The sequence below is a fragment of the Campylobacter concisus genome (genome assembly GCF_902460665.1).
Classification (GTDB): Bacteria; Campylobacterota; Campylobacteria; order Campylobacterales; family Campylobacteraceae; genus Campylobacter_A; species Campylobacter_A concisus_AL.
The window spans coordinates 641,898-661,906 of sequence record NZ_CABPUR010000002.1; the positions used below are offsets into that span (position 1 = coordinate 641,898).

General features: G+C 37.7%; 16 protein-coding genes. 13 read left to right on the forward strand and 3 right to left on the reverse strand.

Annotated elements, in window-relative coordinates:
- Window positions 1-6: 6 nt before the first annotated feature.
- The 13 genes from guaA to F3G66_RS06565 all read left to right on the forward strand — a co-directional run bounded on the left by guaA (window position 7) and on the right by F3G66_RS06565 (window position 17,456).
- Window positions 7-1,539, forward strand: coding sequence for a glutamine-hydrolyzing GMP synthase (guaA, locus tag F3G66_RS06500; RefSeq protein WP_149707536.1), 1,533 nt, complete (start codon window positions 7-9; stop codon window positions 1,537-1,539).
- 32 nt (window positions 1,540-1,571) lie between these two features.
- Window positions 1,572-2,345: a DUF4393 domain-containing protein gene (locus tag F3G66_RS06505; RefSeq protein WP_149707537.1), complete on the forward strand. Its 774-nt coding sequence runs from the start codon at window positions 1,572-1,574 to the stop codon at window positions 2,343-2,345.
- A 109-nt stretch (window positions 2,346-2,454) separates the two neighbouring features.
- Window positions 2,455-3,099: a cupin domain-containing protein gene (locus F3G66_RS06510; RefSeq protein WP_085658171.1), complete on the forward strand. Its 645-nt coding sequence runs from the start codon at window positions 2,455-2,457 to the stop codon at window positions 3,097-3,099.
- Window positions 3,100-3,208: 109 nt separating this feature from the next.
- Window positions 3,209-4,369: a multidrug effflux MFS transporter gene (locus F3G66_RS06515; RefSeq protein ID WP_149707538.1), complete on the forward strand. Its 1,161-nt coding sequence runs from the start codon at window positions 3,209-3,211 to the stop codon at window positions 4,367-4,369.
- Window positions 4,362-5,000: a uroporphyrinogen-III synthase gene (locus F3G66_RS06520; RefSeq protein WP_149707539.1), complete on the forward strand. Its 639-nt coding sequence runs from the start codon at window positions 4,362-4,364 to the stop codon at window positions 4,998-5,000. The genes F3G66_RS06515 and F3G66_RS06520 overlap by 8 nt, the downstream gene beginning before the upstream one ends.
- A 232-nt stretch (window positions 5,001-5,232) precedes the next feature.
- Window positions 5,233-6,480: a phosphoribosylamine--glycine ligase gene (gene purD / locus F3G66_RS06525; protein WP_149707540.1), complete on the forward strand. Its 1,248-nt coding sequence runs from the start codon at window positions 5,233-5,235 to the stop codon at window positions 6,478-6,480.
- Window positions 6,477-6,926 (forward strand): RDD family protein, encoded by a 450-nt coding sequence (locus tag F3G66_RS06530; protein ID WP_149707541.1) that lies wholly within the window; start codon window positions 6,477-6,479, stop codon window positions 6,924-6,926. The genes purD and F3G66_RS06530 overlap by 4 nt, the downstream gene beginning before the upstream one ends.
- Complete coding sequence (locus F3G66_RS06535) at window positions 6,919-9,078, forward strand: LPS-assembly protein LptD (protein WP_149707542.1); 2,160 nt, start codon at window positions 6,919-6,921, stop codon at window positions 9,076-9,078. The genes F3G66_RS06530 and F3G66_RS06535 overlap by 8 nt, the downstream gene beginning before the upstream one ends.
- Window positions 9,079-9,777, forward strand: coding sequence for a sodium:proton antiporter (locus F3G66_RS06540; protein WP_149707543.1), 699 nt, complete (start codon window positions 9,079-9,081; stop codon window positions 9,775-9,777).
- Window positions 9,767-11,965, forward strand: coding sequence for a polyribonucleotide nucleotidyltransferase (locus F3G66_RS06545; RefSeq protein WP_149707544.1), 2,199 nt, complete (start codon window positions 9,767-9,769; stop codon window positions 11,963-11,965). Before F3G66_RS06540 ends, F3G66_RS06545 begins: the two co-directional genes overlap by 11 nt.
- Window positions 11,966-11,983: 18 nt before the next feature.
- Window positions 11,984-12,835: a universal stress protein gene (locus F3G66_RS06550; RefSeq protein ID WP_149707545.1), complete on the forward strand. Its 852-nt coding sequence runs from the start codon at window positions 11,984-11,986 to the stop codon at window positions 12,833-12,835.
- Between the two features lie 314 nt (window positions 12,836-13,149).
- Window positions 13,150-16,767, forward strand: coding sequence for a DNA polymerase III subunit alpha (gene dnaE, locus F3G66_RS06560; protein ID WP_149707547.1), 3,618 nt, complete (start codon window positions 13,150-13,152; stop codon window positions 16,765-16,767).
- Window positions 16,768-16,781: 14 nt separating this feature from the next.
- A complete protein-coding gene (locus F3G66_RS06565) occupies window positions 16,782-17,456 on the forward strand; it encodes a DUF6882 domain-containing protein (RefSeq protein WP_188115838.1) in 675 nt (224 codons plus the stop codon).
- Here the strand turns inward: F3G66_RS06565 and F3G66_RS06570 are convergent.
- Genes F3G66_RS06570 through F3G66_RS06580 form a run of 3 tightly spaced genes read right to left on the reverse strand, consistent with a single transcriptional unit; the run spans window position 17,453 to window position 19,934 of the window.
- Window positions 17,453-18,115: a cysteine hydrolase family protein gene (locus F3G66_RS06570; protein WP_149707548.1), complete on the reverse strand. Its 663-nt coding sequence runs from the start codon at window positions 18,113-18,115 to the stop codon at window positions 17,453-17,455. The genes F3G66_RS06565 and F3G66_RS06570 overlap by 4 nt on opposite strands.
- A complete protein-coding gene (locus F3G66_RS06575; protein WP_149707549.1) occupies window positions 18,112-19,101 on the reverse strand; it encodes a sensor histidine kinase in 990 nt (329 codons plus the stop codon). The genes F3G66_RS06570 and F3G66_RS06575 overlap by 4 nt, the downstream gene beginning before the upstream one ends.
- Entirely contained in the window at window positions 19,098-19,934 is an 837-nt protein-coding gene (locus F3G66_RS06580; RefSeq protein WP_149707550.1) for a DUF234 domain-containing protein, read from the reverse strand. The genes F3G66_RS06575 and F3G66_RS06580 overlap by 4 nt, the downstream gene beginning before the upstream one ends.
- Window positions 19,935-20,009 lie beyond the last annotated feature (75 nt).

The window sequence follows — 20,009 nt, forward strand, 5'->3', positions numbered from 1 at the left end:
TTATAAATGAACAATACGATTATAGTTTTGGATTTTGGTTCGCAATACACTCAGCTAATAGCTAGAAGGCTAAGAGAAGAGGGCGTCTACACTGAAATTTTGCCATTTAATGCAAAGCTTAGTGAGATAAAGGCGAAAGAGCCAAAAGGTATCATTTTAAGTGGCGGTCCAGCTAGTGTTTATGCTAAAGATGCTTATTTTTGCGATAACGGCGTCTTTGAGTTAAACATCCCTATACTTGGCGTTTGCTACGGCATGCAACTACTTGCTCACACGCATGGGGCTGAGGTTTTAGCGGCTGATCAAAAAGAGTATGGCAAGGCAGAGCTTAACGTTATTAAAGAGCATGAGCTATTTAAAGATACACCTTCAAAACAAATCGTATGGATGAGTCATAGTGACTATGTAAAGGACTTGCCAGAGGGCTTTGAGGTGATCGCTGTTAGTGAGAATTCGCCTTATTGTGCTTTTGGCGATGATAAACGTAAATTTTATGCGATCCAGTTTCACGCAGAGGTGCAACACAGCGAGTATGGCACGCAAATTTTAAAGAATTTTGCTAAATATATCTGCGGTTGCGAGAGCACATGGAACATGGGAAGCTTTGCTAAAAATAAGATAGAAGAGATAAGAAAAACAGTAGGCACTCACAAGGTGCTTTGTGCAGTTAGCGGTGGCGTGGATAGCTCCGTGACTGCGGCACTTTTAGCGGCTGCTGTGCCTGAAAATTTGATCCTTGTCTTTGTTGATAACGGACTTCTTAGAACAAACGAAAGAGAGCAAGTTGAAGCTACATTTAGAACAAAGCTTGGCGTTGAGCTAGTTAGCATAGACGCGAGCGAGATCTTCCTTGGCCGCTTAGCTGGTGTGATAGATCCTGAGAAAAAACGCAAGATCATAGGTGAGACCTTTATAGAAATTTTTGAGCAAGAGGCCAAAAAGCATGGTGATGTGAAATTTCTAGCTCAAGGCACTCTTTATACTGATATCATCGAAAGCTCAGTAGTTGGCTCAAGTAAGACGATAAAGAGCCACCACAACGTTGGTGGTTTGCCTGATTGGATGACATTTGAGCTAATAGAGCCGCTAAGAGAAATTTTTAAAGATGAGGTTAGAAAGCTTGGTCTTGAGCTTGGACTAAGCCGTGATCTAGTATTCCGTCATCCTTTCCCGGGACCGGGCCTTGCTATCCGCATCATGGGCGAAGTAAATAAACCAAGCCTAGAGCTACTTCGCAAAGCCGATGTGATCTTGCGTGATGAGCTAAAGAGTACTGGCTGGTACAACAAAACTTGGCAGGCATTCTGCGTGCTTTTAAATGTAAATTCTGTTGGCGTTATGGGTGATAACCGCACTTACGAAAATGCTGTTTGCGTACGTGTGGTTGATGCGAGCGATGGCATGACTGCGAGCTTTTCAAGACTCCCTTATGATTTACTTGAAAATGTAAGTCGCCGCATTATAAACGAGGTAAACGGCATAAACCGCGTAGTTTACGATATCTCGAGTAAACCGCCAGCAACGATAGAGTGGGAGTAAAAAATACTTAAAATATTTTAGGATAGTCAATTATGTCAATAGAGGATGATTTTGTGGCGGAAGCAACAAGGCAAGAGGTAATTACTAAAATTTATGATGATGTATTTCATCCTGCAGCCAGTGTAGTTGGAGACAAATTAAAGGGTGCTACAAAAATAGCACTTTCTCCTTTATCGGTTATGATATGGAGCTATGATCAAATTAGTCTATATATAGAAGAAAAGGTTAGCGAATATTTCAATAAAAAAAATATAAAAGAAGAAGAAATTTCTACGCCAGACCCTTCAATAGCAGTACCGATAATTGAAACCATGAGGTATAGCCGCCATAAGCCTGAACTTCAAGAAATGTTTATAAATTTATTGGGAGCTTCCATGGATAGTAATAATATCAATGAACATCCTGCTTTTATTGAGATCATTAAACAGTTATCATCTGATGAGTGCAAAATGATCAAATATTTAAAAGATAATTTTATGCTTCCTATGCTTAAACTTAAATTCCAACTAAATGATGATAGTGGTGGAGAAATAGATGCGACACCTTATTTTAGTGATTTGTGTTATAAAGCCAATTGTTTTTACCCGAATAAGTTTCCAGAATATTTAAACAATTTATGCAGACTAGGGTTAGTAGAAACTCTATATGATGAATATTTTATTATAGATGAACCGTATATCGAATTACGTAGTAATAGTAATTTCCCAGTACCTACTAACAATAATAACAAATATAAAATTGTTGATAAAAAGAGTGTTTTTAAATTAACTGAATTTGGTAAGATGTTTTGTGAAGTTTGTGTATAAAAATAATAGGTTTTTACATTTAATATTTATAAAAATAGATAATCCTTATCAATAAATCATCCAAAAATTTTCACTACAATGATGTGTAAAATTTACGAAAGGAAGAAAAATGAGTAAAATTTACAATCTAAACGCCGACACGAAAGTCGTCGCAAAAAGCGTCGTTAGCAAGAGAATTTTTGATTGCGAGAATGCTCATGTCGATGTATTTGCTTTTGATACGGGCGAGGAGCTAGATCATGAGATGCTGTTTTGCGACAGCCTCGCATGGGTTGTAGAAGGCGGTGCTAGCCTATACTACGGCGAAAAGCAGATGCATATAGGTAGCGAGCAAGCTTGCCTGATAGAGAAAAAAGTGTGGCGCAAGCTAGTTTTTAACGAACCAACGAAATATATTTCAATTGATTTTAAGGAGGATTTAATGATAGATCATTTACCTAAGGCAGCTATTTTTAGCTTAGTTGATGCAGTGGAATACGAAAAAGGCAAAATCGTGAGCAAAACGCTCGTAAAGAACGAAAACGGCTCAATGTCATTACTTAGTTTTGACACAGACCAAGAGCTCTCAACTCACGCAGCTCCAGGCGATGCACTACTTATCGCACTTGATGGTGAGATGAAGCTAACTATTGGTGATGAACATTTTGATATCAAAAAAGGTGATACTATCGTGCTACCAGGCAAAATACCACATGGATTAAAGATAAAAGATAAATTTAAAATGCTCTTAATCGTCACCAAAGACAAAATGTAATACCAAGCCCTATTTTTAGGGCTTTTTATAACAACAGTAGCAAATTTATACTTAATAAAGCAAAAAGTAAAGTCATAATATAATCTCTTTAAAAATTTAAATAAGAGTTATGAAAAAAGAAAATTCCAAACTATTTTTATTGCTATTTTTAGGTGCTCTCTCTGCTTTTGGACCATTTGTCACAGATCTTTACTTGCCAGCACTTCCAGCCATAACCGAGTGGTTTAGCACAAGCGTTTCAGCAGCTCAGCTAACGCTTACGACCTCGATGGCAGGCTTAGCCATAGGTCAGCTCATAGTTGGCCCAATAAGTGATAAATTTGGCCGAAAATTGCCCCTTACCATCTCGCTCGTCGTCTATACGATAAGCACTGTTTTTATATTTTTCTCGCAAAATATCCAGTTTTTTATCTTTATGAGAATTATTCAAGGGCTTGCAAGTGCAGGTAGTTTGGTTATTTCAAGGGCTGTTGTTAGTGATCTTTATAAGGGTCATGAAATGACTAAATTTTTTAGCCTTATGATGGTCGTAAATGGTCTTGCTCCGATACTATCGCCAATTGGTGGTAGTTTACTGCTTAAATTTACCGACTGGCGTGGTATTTTTATGGCACTTACTATCATTGGTATTTTGCTTTTTATCGCAAATTTTTATTTCAAAGAGAGCTTAAGTCAGTCAAATCGCTTAAAAATGCCTTTGCTAGTGACTTATAGTGTTTTTGGCAAAATTTTAAGAAAGAAAAAATTTATGCTTTTTGTAAGCATTCAGACATTTGCGATGGGTGCGATGTTTGCTTATATCGCGGCATCTTCGTTTATCTTTCAAGAATTTTATTCTCTAAGCCCAGTAAGCTATAGCTTTTGCTTTGCTTCAAATGGTTTAGGGCTTGTTATAGGAGCAAGACTTGCTAGTCTTTTAAATGAGAGAAAAGCGCTCAAAACCGGGCTTTTCGGCACCTTGTTTGCTAGTGTTTTTATTGCTTTCATGCTTTGCTTTAAATTTGAAGTGATCGGCGTCATTATCGCATTTTTCTTATTGCTTCTTTTTACAGGATTTGTCTTGCCAACTGCTTCATCGCTAGCTATGAACGAAGGCAGAGAATATGCAGGTTCAGCCTCAGCGATACTTGGATTTTGTCCATTTTTCTTAGGTGGCGTCGTCTCTCCGCTAGTTGGGCTTGGTGATATATTTTATTCGACTTCTATTGTTATTTTAGCCTGCACATTACTTGCTTTGATATTATTTTTTAGGTTAAAAAGAGTTGCGTAAAATTTATCTTATTTCAAATACAAAAACTGCTGATGAGAGCGTTGTAAATTTAAACGTTAGCAAGATCGAGTTTTTAAAATTTGAACTAAATTTAAGTGAATATGATGTGCTGGTAGCTACTTCTAAAAATGCTTTTAATGCATTAAAATTTAACAATATAAAAGCTATAAATTTGCCAGTCTTTGCCATCGCAAATAGTTGTGCGTCAGCCGCAAGAGAGTTTGGATTTAGTGAAATTTATACTGGACAAAACGCTCACGGAGACGACTTTGCAAGAGAAATTTTGCCACTTTTAAAAGGTAAAAAAGTTCTTTATCTAAAAGGTAGAGATAGCGCTTCAAATTTCTTAGAAATTTTGCAAAATGGCGGAGTAAATATAAAAGTAATTATCGCTTATCAAAACGTTTTAAACCCTTGTAAAATAGAGCTAAAACCACCAAAAAAGAGTATCTTGATCTTTGCTTCTCCACTAAATGTTAAAAATTTTCTTAGTAATTTTGGCTGGGATGAGAGCTATCAAGCGATAAGCATTGGAAAGGTCACTGCAAAAGAGCTAAAATTTACCGAGCCAATAGTGAGCCAAAGTCAAGATATAAACGCTTGTATCGCGCTTGCCAAAACATTACTTTAAGCAAAGAATTTATATAATTTTATTGCCTGAGTGAAGCGAGTCAGCATTTTACGGGGTCCAACACTTTTTTGTTAGCGAAAAGGTATGGGTGCCTTGTGATGTGGCTTCGTTTGAGTCTGAAAAGGCGAGAAGTTGCAACCGTTTGGTATCCATCTATTTGCAAGATTGGCTTTGTTTATGGGCCACTCTTCTATGCGACGCCCACTCGGGTTTTTAAATTTACGGAGATGAAATGAATATTCTCATAATAGGAAGTGGCGGCCGCGAATACGCCATCGCTCTTAAGCTAAAAAGTGAAAAAAATGATATAAATTTATACTTTGCACCCGGAAATGGTGCTACTTCACGTCTTGGTGAGAATTTAGACATAAAAGATTTTCGTGAACTAGCTAAATTTGCCAAGAAAAACGAGATAGCTCTAACGATCGTGGGACCTGAAGCGCCGCTTAGTGAAGGCGTAGTGGATATCTTTAAAAAAGAGGGTTTGCTTATATTTGGACCAAGCAAAGCAGCTGCTAGACTTGAAGCTAGCAAGGCCTATATGAAGGACTTTTTAGCTAGAAATAATATAAAAACTGCAAGATATTTAAACACAGATGATAAAGAAAAAGCATTTAAATTTATTGATACCTTAAGCGCTCCGATGGTTGTAAAGGCTGATGGACTTTGCGCTGGCAAAGGCGTTATAATCGCAAATTCTAAAGATGAGGCCAAAGAGGCAGTTAGTGACATGCTAAGCGGAGCTAGCTTTGGCGAGGCTGGTAAATTTGTGGTGGTTGAAGAGTTTTTAAACGGCTTTGAGCTAAGTTTTTTTGCTATTTGCGACGGCGAAAATTTTGTAAGTTTGCCAGTGGCTCAAGATCATAAACGTCTGCTTGATAATGACGAAGGTCCAAATACTGGCGGTATGGGCGCTTATGCCCCAAGTCCGCTTGCTTCAAAAGAGCTGATAAAAAGGGTCGAAGAAGAGGTTGTAAAGCCAACTTTAAAAGGGATGAAAAACGAGGCCAGTCCGTTTTGTGGAGTGCTTTTTGTAGGACTTATGATCGTAAAAAATGAGCCTTATGTGCTTGAGTTTAACGTGAGATTTGGCGATCCTGAGTGCGAGGTCTTGATGCCATTAATTGACGGAAATCTAAGCGAAATTTTACTAAATGCTGCAAAGGGCGAGCTAAAGCCTATTAGCTTAAAAGATGAATTTGCAGTTGGCATTGTGATGGCTAGTAAGGACTATCCGTATAAAAGCAGCCCAAAAGCTAAAATTTCAGTTTTAAATAATGTAAAAGATGCTCACATTGCTTATGCTGGTGTTAGCGAGCAAGGCGGAGAAATTTATGCAGATGGTGGTAGAGTATTAGTCTGTGTGGCCACTGCGAAGAGCATAAAAGAGGCACGTGATAGAGCTTATGAGCTTTGCGAAAATGTAAAATTTGACGGAGCACATTATAGAAAAGATATTGCCTGGCAGGCATTAAAATGAGTATGCAGATAGTTGAAAAACTTGAAAAAGAAGAAATTTCGCTAGCGCCATTTTCAAAAAGAGTGCTAGCTTACTCAATTGACGAATGTATCGTTTCTTTTTTGTTTTTGATCATTTACTGGGATGCCTTTTTGTCAGTTATGAGTTATGATGAAGCCAGAAATTTGACTTTAAATTTCTTTTGGCAAATAGTCGCATTAAAGATTATTTATCATACATTTTTTGTTTGGTATTATGGTGCGAGTCTTGGACAAATGCTAACAAAGACGATGTGCATTAATGTAGAAATTTTAGATAGACCAAATTTTATTTCAAGCTTGGTAAGAGTGATTTTTAGGTTGGTTAGTGAAGCTTGTTTTTATCTTGGTTTTGCATGGGCATTTGCAAATCCAGCTAGGCAGACTTGGCAAGACAAAATAGCAAAAACAGTGGTGATAAATGCGTAAAATTTTATTTTTAGTTCTGGTTTGTATTTTAAATCTAAGTGCAGCTGTGCAAGATGTGCAGCTTTTGGCCGATGATGTAAAGCAAGATAAAGGCATCGTAACGGCAAACAAAAACGTCGTTGTATATTCACAAGATTACCTTGTGACAGCTGATTGTGCAGTTTATGATCAAAATAATTCGGTTATCGAGCTCTTTGGAAATGTCAATATGATGAAGGGCAAAAGCGAAGTCTCTCGCTCAAACTATGCAAAGCTAAATTTAAAAAATAATGACACTGCTTTTGAATCGCTTTTTATGATGAATAAAGACATGGAAGTATGGATGAGAAGCGATGAGAGCAGCTCTGACAGTGAGTACTATAGAGTAAAAAAAGCGATGGTTTCAAGCTGTAATGTCCAAGATCCTGACTGGAGCATCACCTCAAGCTCAGCTATGCTAAATAAACAAAGCAAATTTTTACATCTTTTTAACCCAGTCTTTCGTATAGCTAATGTGCCAGTTTTTTATTTGCCATATTTTGGTTTTTCAACAGATACCACAAGAAGAACAGGTCTTTTGCCGCCTGAGCTTGGATACGGAAAATCTGAAGGTTTTTATTACAAACAGCCGATTTATTTTGCACCTTATAATGAGTGGGACTTTGAGCTTGATCCGCAGATAAGAACAAATAGAGGTGCTGGAATTTATGGTGCGTTTAGATTTACTGAGTCGCCTGATTCAAGGGGCGAAATCAGCTTTGGGTCATTTACTGATAAAAACAGCTACCAAGCCAAGCAAAAAGGAGAGACTTCAAATAAGGCCGAACTAAAAAATAAAACACATAAAGGCATTGGACTAAAATACGAAAGAGATAAGCTTATAAGATACCTTAGTGAAGCGGATTTACAAGAGGGAATTTGGATAGACGCAACGAAGCTAAATGATATAGATTATTTAAATTTAAAGGGCAGGGATGATGATTATGATTCGCTTGTAACTTCTAAATTTAACTACTTCATCGCAAATGACGATCATTATTTTGGTGCTTATGCAAAATACTACATAGACACTGAAAAAATTGGCTCAAAAAATGAGAACAAAGATACGCTTCAAGAGCTTCCATTGCTTCAGTATCATAAATTTACAGATGATATTGTCTTGCCAAATATCTTATATTCACTCGATCTTCAGTCACATAGATATGATAGAAAGATAGGCGTTAGAGCGACTCAGTATGAATTTACACTTCCAGCTTCAGTGCATGTGCCACTGCTTGATGATAGTTTAACGTTTTCATTTTACGAGTACCTATACGCTTCAAGAATAAATTACGAGAATAAGATAAATTCATTTGATGATAAAAGAGAAGATAAGCATACAAATTTTGTAAATAATTACCACAAATTTACCATTCACACTGATCTTGCAAAAGCGTATGAAAGCTTTTATCACACTTTAAATTTTGGAGCTGAATACCTACTGCCAGGCTATAGAAAAGGAAATTTAGATGATGAGTTTATCTATGATAAAAATCTAAATGAGTATGAAAATTTCTTGACCCAAGGGCAGAGCAAGGAAGAAATTTCTGGTTATCTGACTCAGTATTTCTTTAACTCTAATGGTAGAAAGATTATAAAACATAGTATTTCTCAAGGATATTACACAAAAGAAGATGAATATTCGAATTTAAAAAATGCTATCTATCTATATCCATTTGAAAATTTAAGCCTTTATAATAAGCTTGAGTATTCACACAAGAGTAAAGAGCTTAAAAAGGTACAAAGCGGATTTTCATACACAAATGATCTATTTTGGCTAAATATGCTTCATACCATGAAGAAAAATGATAGCAAAATAAAAAATAGTGCGACAAAAGATAGCTATTTTACAAGTGGTCTTGGAGTAAAATTACCTCATCAATACAGCCTTATTGGCGGCTGGCAATATGATATTGAGCGAAGTTACACAAAAAGCTGGAGAGTTGGTGTACTTCATCAAAGAAAATGCTGGAATTACGGGATAATTTATCAACAAGATGTCGAGCCAACAACAACAATAAATGGCTCAGCATCAACTAGAAAAAATGGTATCTATTTCACGATAAATTTCTATCCAATGGGCGGTTTGCACTATGACTTTTCACAAAGCAGTACAAAATCGAGTGCCAACTAAATGATAACGGCTAAATTTAAGGATCAATTAGAAGCAGCTAGCAAGCTAATTGAAATTTTGCCAAAAAAAGAGCTCGTAGATAAAAAGACGATAGTTGTTTGTATGTCGCTTGAGTCAGTTATACTCACAGATGCAGTTTGTAGAAGTTTAAATTTAAGCTACGAGATGCTCTTTAGCGAGCCAATACCTGCGCCAAATAATAGCGAATGCGACGTTGCAATAGTTAGCGAGACAGAAGATATAGTATTAAATGATAAACTTATAAAAGCTTTTAATATAAGCTATGACTATATTTACGGCGAAGCACATAGAAAATATGAAGAGAAAATTTTAAAAAATGTTTATAAATACCGAAAAGGAAATTTGATAGGAGAGCTAAAAGATAAAAATATTTTGCTAATCGATGAGGGGTGCGAGACTGGTATGACGGCACTCATTTGCATAAAGACGTTGCTTGATGTGAAGGTAAAATCCATCTCATACGCAACGCCAGTGATTGCTACTGATGTCTTTACAAATTTAAATGATATGATCGATGAAATTTATACGATAAACAAGATTGTAGATTTTATCGATGTGGATTCGTATTACGAGAAAAAGATCGAAGCTACGAGTGAGCGTATCATGTCAATATTGGAAGAGAGCCCTTATTATTTGCCGTTACAAAAACAACAAGGAGATAAAAATAATGCAATATAGTATAGAAGTCAATAATCAGGTTGAAATTTTTGACCTTAATAAAGTAGCAAAACAAGCTAGCGGAGCGGTACTTTTAAGGGTGAAAAATACCGTAGTTTTAGCAACTGTTGCAAGAGAGGACACACAAGTTGAGGAGGATTTTTTACCTCTAACGGTGCAGTACATCGAAAAAGCTTACGCTGCTGGTAAAATTCCAGGTGGTTACGTTAAGCGCGAGACAAAGCCAGGCGACTTTGAAACGCTAACAGCTCGCATCATCGATAGATCTCTTAGACCGCTCTTTCCAAAAGGTTACGCATATCCAACTCAAATCGTTGTAATGGTGCTATCAGCTGATCCTGAGGTTGATTTGCAAGTTGTGAGCCTAAATGCGGCTTCAGTTGCGTTGTATCTTAGCGACATCCCTGTAAATCGCCCAGTTTGTGGCGTTAGAGTTGGTTATATAGATGAAAAATTTGTGATCAACCCAAGCAACTCTGAACTAAAACAAAGTGCGATAGATCTATACGTGGCTGGCACAAAAGATGAGCTTTTGATGATCGAGATGAGAAGCTTACCTCAGCAAACTACGCAGCTTATCCCAATGGTTGCGATTGAGCCGATGATAGATCCGAGCTTAAGTGACAGCATGGCTCAAAAACAGCTAATGAATGAATTTAGCGAAGATATGATGGTTGAAGCGATTGATTTTGCTGGTAAGGCGATACTAAGAGCTAGCAGCGCTTACGAAGAAGCTTTCAAAGAGCATAAAAAAGAGGACGCTGCGCTTGAGCTAAAACCTGAGATAGAAAATGAAAATATCGCTATTTATATCGATAAATTTTATAAAGCTGAAGTCAAAAACGCGATCAATCAAATGGCAAAAAGCGAGCGTGCGAGCGAACTTAGCAAGATCGCGAAACAAATTTCAAGCGATGAGGTCGCTCAAAAAGAGGGCTGGGATGAGGCTGTCATCACAAATGTCCTTGGCAAATATAAAAAGAAAATCGTTAGAGAGCAGATCATAAACGAGGGTGTTAGAGCTGATGGACGTGGTCTTGAAGAGGTTAGGCCTATTAGTATCGAAACAAATGTGCTTCCAAATGCACATGGCTCATGCCTCTTTACAAGAGGACAGACGCAGGCTTTGGTTGTCACTACTCTTGGCACTGACAGCGACGCTCAAATGTATGACATCCTCACTGAAAAAGTACCTTTTGTAGAGAAATTTATGTTTAACTACAATTTTCCAGGCTTTAGCGTAGGTGAGGCAAGCCCACTAAAAGCTCCTGGTAGACGCGAGCTTGGACATGGAAATTTAGCCAAACGTGCCCTTGCGCCAAGCATTGATCTAGCATCACCATACACAATAAGAGTCGTTTCAGAAATTTTAGAGAGCAACGGCTCAAGTTCGATGGCTAGCGTTTGTGGTGGCTCGCTCGCACTTAGAGCAGCTGGCGTAAATACTTTAAAACTTGTCGCAGGTGTTGCTATGGGATTAATATTTGAAGGCAATAAACACGCAGTGCTAACAGATATCATGGGGCTTGAAGATCATGACGGCGATATGGACTTTAAAGTAGCAGGCACAAGTGATGGCATTACAGCACTTCAGATGGACATTAAACTTGGTGGCATTAGTTTAGAAGTGCTAAAAGAGGCACTTTATCAAGCAAAACGTGGTAGAGAGCATATCTTATCTTTGATGGCAGAAGCGGATAAAAATATAGAAATAAATGAAGATGTGCTTCCAAAGCTTGAGCTATTTAGTGTTGATCCAAACAAGATCGTAGATATCATCGGCCAAGCTGGAAAAACTATAAAAGAGATTATAGAAAAATTTGAAGTCTCAATCGATCTTGATAGGGAAAAAGGTGAAGTTAAAATTGCAGGCGGAGCCAAGAAAAATGTTGATGCTGCAAAAGACTACATCATCTCTATAACCTCAAGAGATAATGGACGTTCATTTGGCAAGAAGCCGTTTAAACACGACAAAGACCGTGTAAAACCGACATTTAATATCGGAGATGAGTTTATTGGAAGCGTAAAAAGCGTGGTTGATTTTGGAGTATTTATCGAGCTAAAAGACGGAGTTGAAGGTTTGCTTCATATCTCAAAGATAAAGAGCCCATTAAACGTAGGCGATCAGGTAAAAGTGTGTGTGAGCGAGCAAAAAGGAAATAAAATTTCGCTCTCTTTGGTTGAATAAATTTTTAAAGGATAGATGATGAAATACAAAAAGTTGCTTTTTCCAATAGGAGCAGGGGACGATATCGAACCAAGAATTTACGGTGCCTTAAAGGTTGCACAATGGTTTAAAGCTCACATGGAGATACTAACTTGCCAACTAGATCCAAGCGTGGTTTATAATATGAAAATGACGCTTCGTGGTGGAGTGCTTTTTGAAGAATTCTTAAAATCAGCCAAGTCAGAGCTTGCGGTTGAGCACGAAGAGAATGAAAAGCTTTTTAATAAAATTTGTGCTGAGCTTGGCATAAAAGTGAGCGATGAGATCATCGAAGGTGTCTGCACTGCAAATTTCACGATCCATAATGGAAAAAGAAGCGCCATAGTTGAGCAAGAGAGTAAATTTTGCGACCTAGTCGTAGCTGCGGTGCCACTTGATGGCAAGATCACTGGTACATTTGAGTCAGCTGTTTTAAAAAGTGGCAAAAATGCGATAGTTATCCCTAGAAAGATGCGTGATTTTAAAGCTGATAATATCCTTGTAAGCTGGACTGGCACTACTCAAAGCTCAAGAGCCCTAACTGGTGCGATCGATCTTTTAAAGAGCGCCAAAAAGGTTCAGTGCATCACTTCAAAAGCAAGCCTTGGCGATAATGCAGAGCTAAATCTTAAAAAGCTTGAAGAGTACTTCAAAATTCATGGCATATCAGCCACTTTTGAAGTGATCGCTACTACGATGATACCTGGTGAAGCGCTTTTAAAAGCAGCTATTGATAGAAATGCTGATCTAATCGTTGCTAGCAGATATGGTGAAAATGGTCTTATGGAAATGGTGCTTGGTGGCACTTCAAGATTTTTCTTGGAACATACAAATATCCCAGTTTATCTATAATGGATTGCGGCTTAGTCCGCGATCTAATTCTTTTAAATTTATCTTTTTGATTTGCTAATTTTTGTTCACTCGCAAGAATTGACTACTAAATTTTGGCTTCACTGACCGCTTAACTCAAATTTTAGAGCCGAAATTACTTGTTCATGAAATTTTAAAATTTACAAGACCTTAATAGCATAGTGCGTCAGATGACAGCGCGCTTTGTTCTTGCCACAGACTGAAAAATCTCTAAATTTTAAAGCTATCATTAAGCTTTCATCAAGCGCCTTATTAGCCAAAATTTTGTAAAATCCGCTCATTAAAAAGGATAAAAAATGAGTGAAAATTCTGGCTTTACACACCTACATTTACACACCGAATACTCCCTACTAGACGGAGCAAACAAGATAGAAGAGCTAGCTCATACGCTCCATGACAGAGGCGACACGGCAGCAGCGATCACAGATCACGGCAACATGTTTGGCGCGATTGATTTTTACAAAAAGATGAAAAAAAATGGGATAAAACCGCTAATTGGCATCGAAGCTTACGTGCATAACGGCGAGCAGCTCGATGACAAGAGCACCAAACAGCGCTTTCACCTCATCCTAATCGCCAAAAACGAGACTGGCTATAAAAATTTGATGTATCTTAGCTCCATGAGCTACATCGAGGGCTTTTACTACTATCCTCGTATCAATAAAAAAATCTTGAAAGAGCATAGCGAGGGCCTAGTTTGCAGCTCTGCTTGCTTGCAGGGCGAGGTGAGCTGGCATCTAAATTTAAGCGAGCGTAACGTTAAATTTGGCGCTAAAGGCTACGAGAGGGCAAAAGAGGTCGCGCTTGAGTATAAAGAAATTTTTGGAGATGACTTTTACCTTGAGATCATGCGCCACGGCATCGGCGATCAAAGGCGCATAGACGATGACATCTTGCGTATCGCAAAAGAGACTGGCATCAAGGTCATCGCCACAAACGACACCCACTACACTTTTAAAGAAAGAGCCGCTGCGCACGAGGTTTTCATGTGCATCGCGATGAACAAAACCTTAGACGATCCAAACCGACTTCGTCACAGCGTCCATGAGTTTTTTGTCAAAAGCAAAGAGCAGATGAATGAGCTATTTTTAGACATCCCTGAAGTGATAGAAAACACCCAAGAGATCGTGGATAAGTGCAACCTTGAGATCAAGCTTGGCAACCCAACTCCGCCAAATTTTAAATTTACTCTTGAGTGCGCCAAGGAGAGAAATTTGACCCTCCCAGAGCCAGAAAACAGATATAGTTTCAAAAATGACGCTGTATTTTTCGAGCATGAGTGCAGAAAAGGCCTTGAAGAGAGGCTGAAATTTGTCCCTGAAAATTTACACGAAGAGTATAGAAAGCGCCTTGAGATAGAGATTGGCATCATCAATAAGATGAATTTCCCAGGATATATGATGATCGTTTGGGACTTTATAAATGAAGCCAAGCGCAGAGGCGTGCCAGTTGGACCAGGACGTGGTTCTGCGGCTGGTAGCTTGGTCGCTTACTCGCTAAAGATCACCGACCTTGATCCTATCCCATACAACCTACTTTTTGAGAGGTTTCTAAACCCAGAGCGTGTCAGCATGCCAGATATAGACGTGGATTTTTGCCAAAGTAGGCGTGGCGAGATCATCGACTATGTTACGCAAAAATATGGAAAATTTAACGTTGCTGGCGTTATTACATTTGGTAAATTGCTTGCAAAAGGTGTCATTAGAGATGTTGCTAGGGTTTGTGATATGCCTTACGCCGAAGCCGATGCGATGGCAAAGCTAATACCTGATGAACTTGGTATTACGCTAAAAGATGCTTATGAAAAAGAGCCAAAGATAGCTGAGCTAATAAGTCAAAATCCAAAGGCAGCTAAAATTTGGAAATTTGCACTTGATCTTGAGGGGCTAAATAGAAACGCTGGTCAGCACGCAGCAGGTGTCGTTATCTCAAATGAGGAGCTGTGGAATAAAACTCCGCTATTTCGTCAGCCAAACAGCCCAGAAGATCGCTATGTTACGCAGTATAGCCTTAAATATCTTGAGGATGTGGATTTAATTAAATTTGACTTTCTTGGACTAAAAACACTAACGGTTATCGATAATGCCATAAAACTGGTAAAACAACGAACTGGCAAGGATATCATTTGGGAGCAGATCGATAAAAACGATTCTAATGTTTATAAAATGATACAAAGCGGCCAAGCGATAGGAATTTTCCAAATCGAGGGTGAGGGCATGAGAAAGCTAGGAACTAGCTTGCGTCCAGACTGCTTCGAGGATATCGTCGCGATGCTAGCGCTCTACCGCCCAGGACCGATGGAAAGTGGCATGCTTGATGACTTTGTCAAAAGAAAACATGGCGAGGCCGAGATAACCTACTCATTTAAAGAGCTTGAGCCAATCCTTGCGCCAACATACGGCGTTATCGTCTATCAAGAGCAAGTTATGCAAATCGTTCAAGCCATAGGCGGCTTTAGCCTTGGCGGGGCGGATCTTGTGCGCCGTGCGATGGGTAAAAAGATCAAAGAAGAGATGGACAGACTAAAGGGTGAGTTTGTAAAAGGCGCTGAGGCAAAAGGGCTAAATGGACAAAAAGCAGACGATCTTTTCGAGCTAATTGTAAAATTTGCAGGATATGGCTTTAATAAATCTCACTCCGCAGCTTACGCCTACGTCACATTTCAGACGGCTTATCTTAAGGCTTATTATCCGGCTGAATTTATGGCCGCACTTCTTACAAGTGAAGAGAGTAATGTCGATAAGATCGTTCGCTATATCGATGAGATAAAACGCATAAATATAGATACTTTGCCACCATCTATCAACAAATCAACTAAAGAATTTAGCGTTGTTAAAAATGGCGATCATGACGGCATTATCTTTGGGCTTGGTGCGATTAAAGGCGTTGGTGGAGCGGCTATTGAAAACATTATCACTGAGCGTGAAGCAAATGGCGAGTTTAAGAGTATGGACGACTTTGTCTCAAGGATCGATCCATTCAAAGTAAATAAAAAGGTCTTTGAAAGCCTCATAAAAGCTGGTTGCTTTGATGAGTTTGGCTTTAGTCGCAAGATGCTTATGCAAAATGTAGAAAATATCATAGAAGCTTGCAAAAGTGCTGCTCAGATCCATAAAAATGCAGTTGAGAGCTTGTTTGGCGAAGATGAGAGCATGAATGATGTGAGGATAAATTTTGTCACGATAAATGATGAATTTGACATCAAACAAATTTTAAAATTTGAACAAGAGAGCGTTGGTATCTACCTCTCAGGCCACCCGCTTGATGATTATAAAGACGAGATCAACAAGATAAAATACACTCTAAGCTCAGAATTTGAGAGCTTGCCGCAAAGCGCTGAAATTTTAGTCGTTGGCAAGATCGAAGACTTTGGCACAAGGATAACCAAAAGTGGCAAGAAAATGGGCACTATAAACGTGCTTGATTTTCACGGAAATATCGAGATCGCAGTTTTTGAAAGAGAGCTTGGAAATATCGAAGATATAGTAAAAGATGAAGCAAAACGCGACTTGCCTTATGCTTTTAGGATAAATATCACAAAAGACGATCAATTTGTAAGGACAAATTTAAACGAGGTTTATAGCCTAGAAGATGCACAAAATTTAGACTTTAAAACAAGAAAGCTAAAACAAAACTCTAAATTTAGCAAAAATGAAGAGACGAGCGCCCCTCAAAAAGTAAGAGAGTATGCTGAGCTAGAGGTGTTTTTATGTCTTAGTGAGCTTAGCAAAGATAAGATCACTAACCTTTATAATCTTGGCTATAACGAACATATAAAAAGTGGCACAAACAATGATAAGCGTCTTGTTATTAAGATAAAAAATGAAAATACGGCTCAAATTTTTGTCTATAAGACAAAATTTGTTGTAAATGAAAGCTTTAAAGAAAAAGCACTTCAAGCAATAGCTTGCTAATGCCTGGAGAAGCGATGTTTTTAGATAAGCTTGGTGTAGATAAAAGTAACTGGAGCGAGCTTTTTAGTGCATGTGTTGGTAAAGCAACATTACTTCAAAAACGTGCATTTAAACTACTTGTTGAAGGTAGCAACTGGCAGGTTGATTTTGATAGCGGTAAAATTTACTTTGATGAGCGTGAGTTTGACATGCAGTTTATCGGCTCTGAAAGCTTCTCGTCAAATACGTGGCTTTGGGGTTATGAAAATATAAATGGCTTTGATGAGCGGTTACTTGAGCTTGCAAATAAAGCACGTGAGTTTGGCGAAAAATTTGGACTTAGTGCATTTAGTACGCCACAATTTGAGCTAGATGAAAATTTTAATGGTCACACGATTAGTATGGTTCTTTGCGCCGCTTTTGATGAGCAAAATTATTATAGGATAGAGTACGAGGGCGGAGCAGCGTATGTGGCTTTTAGATCAGATGTGGTCTTTGAAGAGCCAGTGCTAGCAAGTGAGCTTTTAGGCGTAGTAAATGAGTGTTTAAGCACTTACGAGCTAGATCACAAAATCTTTATAAAAGGACTTTTGCTAAGCTGTGATATGAAATTTAGCGAAAGTCCTAATGAGATCGTAGCGAGTAAATACGAGCTTAGCTTTAAATTTGACGAGCTAAATAGGCTCATAAATATTTCAAGCAAGCTTTAAAATTTAATACTTTTTACCACATCAGCGCCAAGTGCTAGCTTCATATGAAGAGAAAACATCTCGTGGTAAAAATCACCATTGTGTCCTGGTATGTCATATGTTTGCGTAAGATCAAACGGCACGATAACTCTTGCTTTTTTATTGTATTCATTGGCTCGTAGTTTAAGATAGCTAACACACTGATAAACGCACATATCAGTGCAATCTCCGGTGACTATAAAGGTGTCTAGCTCTGGATGCTCTTCTAAAAATTTCTCAAATTCTTTATTAAACGCAATGCTTAAAGAGTTTTTATAAAATGTCTTGAACTCTTTAAAAAAGCTTAGATTTTCTATCTCTTTTACGGTTTTTATCTCATTTGTATCAAGTATGGCATGTGGCAGAAAATTCTCAAATTCTTTTGAATCACTGGTGTGTCTATCTTCTATAAGTATAAAATTTCTAAAACCAAAATCTTTCCACGCTCTATCAAAAAGTGTCGCGATCCATTTTGATAAGGCGGCTACTCTTTGACTAGCGAGCGCACCACTGCCAGCAAATGCTTCTATCATATCAATACAGATAAATGCAACGTTTTTTGCTCCATTGTTTGAAATTTCTCTTAAATCAAGCGTTTGAAGAGATTTTTTAAAAGCCTCAAGTTCGTTTTGTATGTTCATTCTTTCTCCTTTATTGGTAAATTTATGCAAAATGTTTTTGGATTTAGCGTGATCTCGATACTGCCTTTGTGAGCCTCTATGATCTGCAAACAAAGATGCAGTCCAAGGCCGTTTCCTTTTAGCTTGCTGCTTTTAAAAGGCTCAAAGACTATGGCTTTGTCTTTGATAGGCTCGCCACTATCGTAAATGATAAATTTATGCTCACTCGGTGTTTTTTCGTAGCTTAAAATGATCTCTCCTTCATCATCATCGCTCTCTTCGATGGCATCAATGGCATTAAATAAAATATTTTGAAAAACGATGGCAAGTAGATCAAGGTCACCCGTATATTTGCCATCTGGAAATTCTAGGCTAAATTTAATATCCTTTGAATAGTCGTAAAAATTTATAGCCTCTTCGCACTCTTTTTTAAGCTGCGAAAAGTCAAAAATTTGTGCATTTATATTAAGCCCTTTTGTAAAAAGTAGTGTAGCTTTGATTATACGTTCGACTCGCCATGTAGCTTTTTGTATTTGATTTACGATAGGCTTTGTGCGCTCATCAGCTCTTTTAAGTAGAGTTGAAGCTAAAAGCGAGATAGAGCCTACTGGATTTCTGATCTCGTGGGCTAGGTGAGCTGCTACTTGACCCATAGATGCAAGACGCTCGGTGCGTTTTTCTACTGTTATGTTTGTTGCAGAGATTATTAGTTTATTGTCTTTAGAGCTTGTTTTAAAAAGATAAATTTGCCCATCTATATTTATCTCGCCCTCTTTTTTTGGTATCTCTTTAAAAATTTTACCAAGTCTTACTGCTTCTGAGTTTTGTAAAAAGATCTCATCATTTTCATCTAACACCCAGATAGCATTTGGCAGAATCTCCACAATATCTTTAATGAAATTTTGCAAGTTTGCATAAGATGATGTTAAATTTTTATATTCGTTTTCTATTAGATAAGTCTGCTCTATCAGGCTTTTTAAGCCAGCTTGGATATCGTGTTCGTTCATTTTAAAAGTTCCTCAAAATCGCTAATTTCATAAAGCCTTAGCCTTTCATCCTTTAGATTTCTTAGCTCGCTACTAAATCCACTCTTTGAAAAAAGAGCAATAATATCTGGCTTGATATTTAGTTTTTCGCATTTTTTTAATAGTAAATTTAGCACATTTTTACAAACCTTTCTCTCTTTGTATTTTGCCTCGCCGACTATGATCTTGCCACCTATATTTAATAGCATATCAAGCTCTATATTTCTGCTCCAAAAGCTACTTAAAAATATGCCATTAATCATAAATTTTTTTGCCATTAGCTCACCGCATAAAATTTCAAATCCAAGGCTTGCATATTCGTCAAATTCCTTTTTTATAATGGCTAAAATTTCATCATTTTTACCAGCTTTTAGCAAGCTTAAATTTGGCTCTATAAATCTAAACCAAAACCTTGAAAAATGGCTATTAAAATGTATTTTATCCTCAACTTTATAGCCCCTTTCTTCTTTTTTTAGCATTTGTTTTTTTGATCTTTTTGGCAGTACTTCTCTACTTTTTTCTAGCAGTAAAAAATTCTTTTCAAAAAGCTTTGCGTAGACTTTGCTAGCTAGGCTTTGAGGTAAAATTTTATTTACGCTAAATTTTTTTCTATCGCTTCGTGCGAGTTTTATGAGGGCAGATTTTATAGCATCGTTTGTATCGGATTCGAAGTAAAATTTTGGCATCAAGGCTAAGAAATTGTTTAAAATTTCAGCCTCGATCGCTTCAAAAACATCATAATATGAGTGCTTTAAATCAAACTCATCAAAGACGAGATGAAATTTAATAAGTTCATTTATATCTAGGTGTTTCATTCGCTCAAATGTTGATTTTAAAGCTTTTATATTGGCTCCTTTATTTGGGCATTGTAGTATATTTTAGCTAAAGTA

Bases quoted from the DNA above. Each gene is read 5' to 3' on its own strand.
- guaA (WP_149707536.1), top strand. From the start codon at position 7: ATGAACAATACGATTATAGTTTTGGATTTTGGTTCGCAATACACTCAG.
- F3G66_RS06505 (WP_149707537.1), top strand. From the start codon at position 1,572: ATGTCAATAGAGGATGATTTTGTGGCGGAAGCAACAAGGCAAGAGGTA.
- F3G66_RS06510 (WP_085658171.1), top strand. From the start codon at position 2,455: ATGAGTAAAATTTACAATCTAAACGCCGACACGAAAGTCGTCGCAAAA.
- F3G66_RS06515 (WP_149707538.1), top strand. From the start codon at position 3,209: ATGAAAAAAGAAAATTCCAAACTATTTTTATTGCTATTTTTAGGTGCT.
- purD (WP_149707540.1), top strand. From the start codon at position 5,233: ATGAATATTCTCATAATAGGAAGTGGCGGCCGCGAATACGCCATCGCT.
- F3G66_RS06530 (WP_149707541.1), top strand. From the start codon at position 6,477: ATGAGTATGCAGATAGTTGAAAAACTTGAAAAAGAAGAAATTTCGCTA.
- F3G66_RS06535 (WP_149707542.1), top strand. From the start codon at position 6,919: ATGCGTAAAATTTTATTTTTAGTTCTGGTTTGTATTTTAAATCTAAGT.
- F3G66_RS06540 (WP_149707543.1), top strand. From the start codon at position 9,079: ATGATAACGGCTAAATTTAAGGATCAATTAGAAGCAGCTAGCAAGCTA.
- F3G66_RS06545 (WP_149707544.1), top strand. From the start codon at position 9,767: ATGCAATATAGTATAGAAGTCAATAATCAGGTTGAAATTTTTGACCTT.
- F3G66_RS06550 (WP_149707545.1), top strand. From the start codon at position 11,984: ATGAAATACAAAAAGTTGCTTTTTCCAATAGGAGCAGGGGACGATATC.
- dnaE (WP_149707547.1), top strand. From the start codon at position 13,150: ATGAGTGAAAATTCTGGCTTTACACACCTACATTTACACACCGAATAC.
- F3G66_RS06565 (WP_188115838.1), top strand. From the start codon at position 16,782: ATGTTTTTAGATAAGCTTGGTGTAGATAAAAGTAACTGGAGCGAGCTT.
- F3G66_RS06570 (WP_149707548.1), bottom strand. From the start codon at position 18,115: ATGAACATACAAAACGAACTTGAGGCTTTTAAAAAATCTCTTCAAACG.
- F3G66_RS06575 (WP_149707549.1), bottom strand. From the start codon at position 19,101: ATGAACGAACACGATATCCAAGCTGGCTTAAAAAGCCTGATAGAGCAG.
- F3G66_RS06580 (WP_149707550.1), bottom strand. From the start codon at position 19,934: ATGAAACACCTAGATATAAATGAACTTATTAAATTTCATCTCGTCTTT.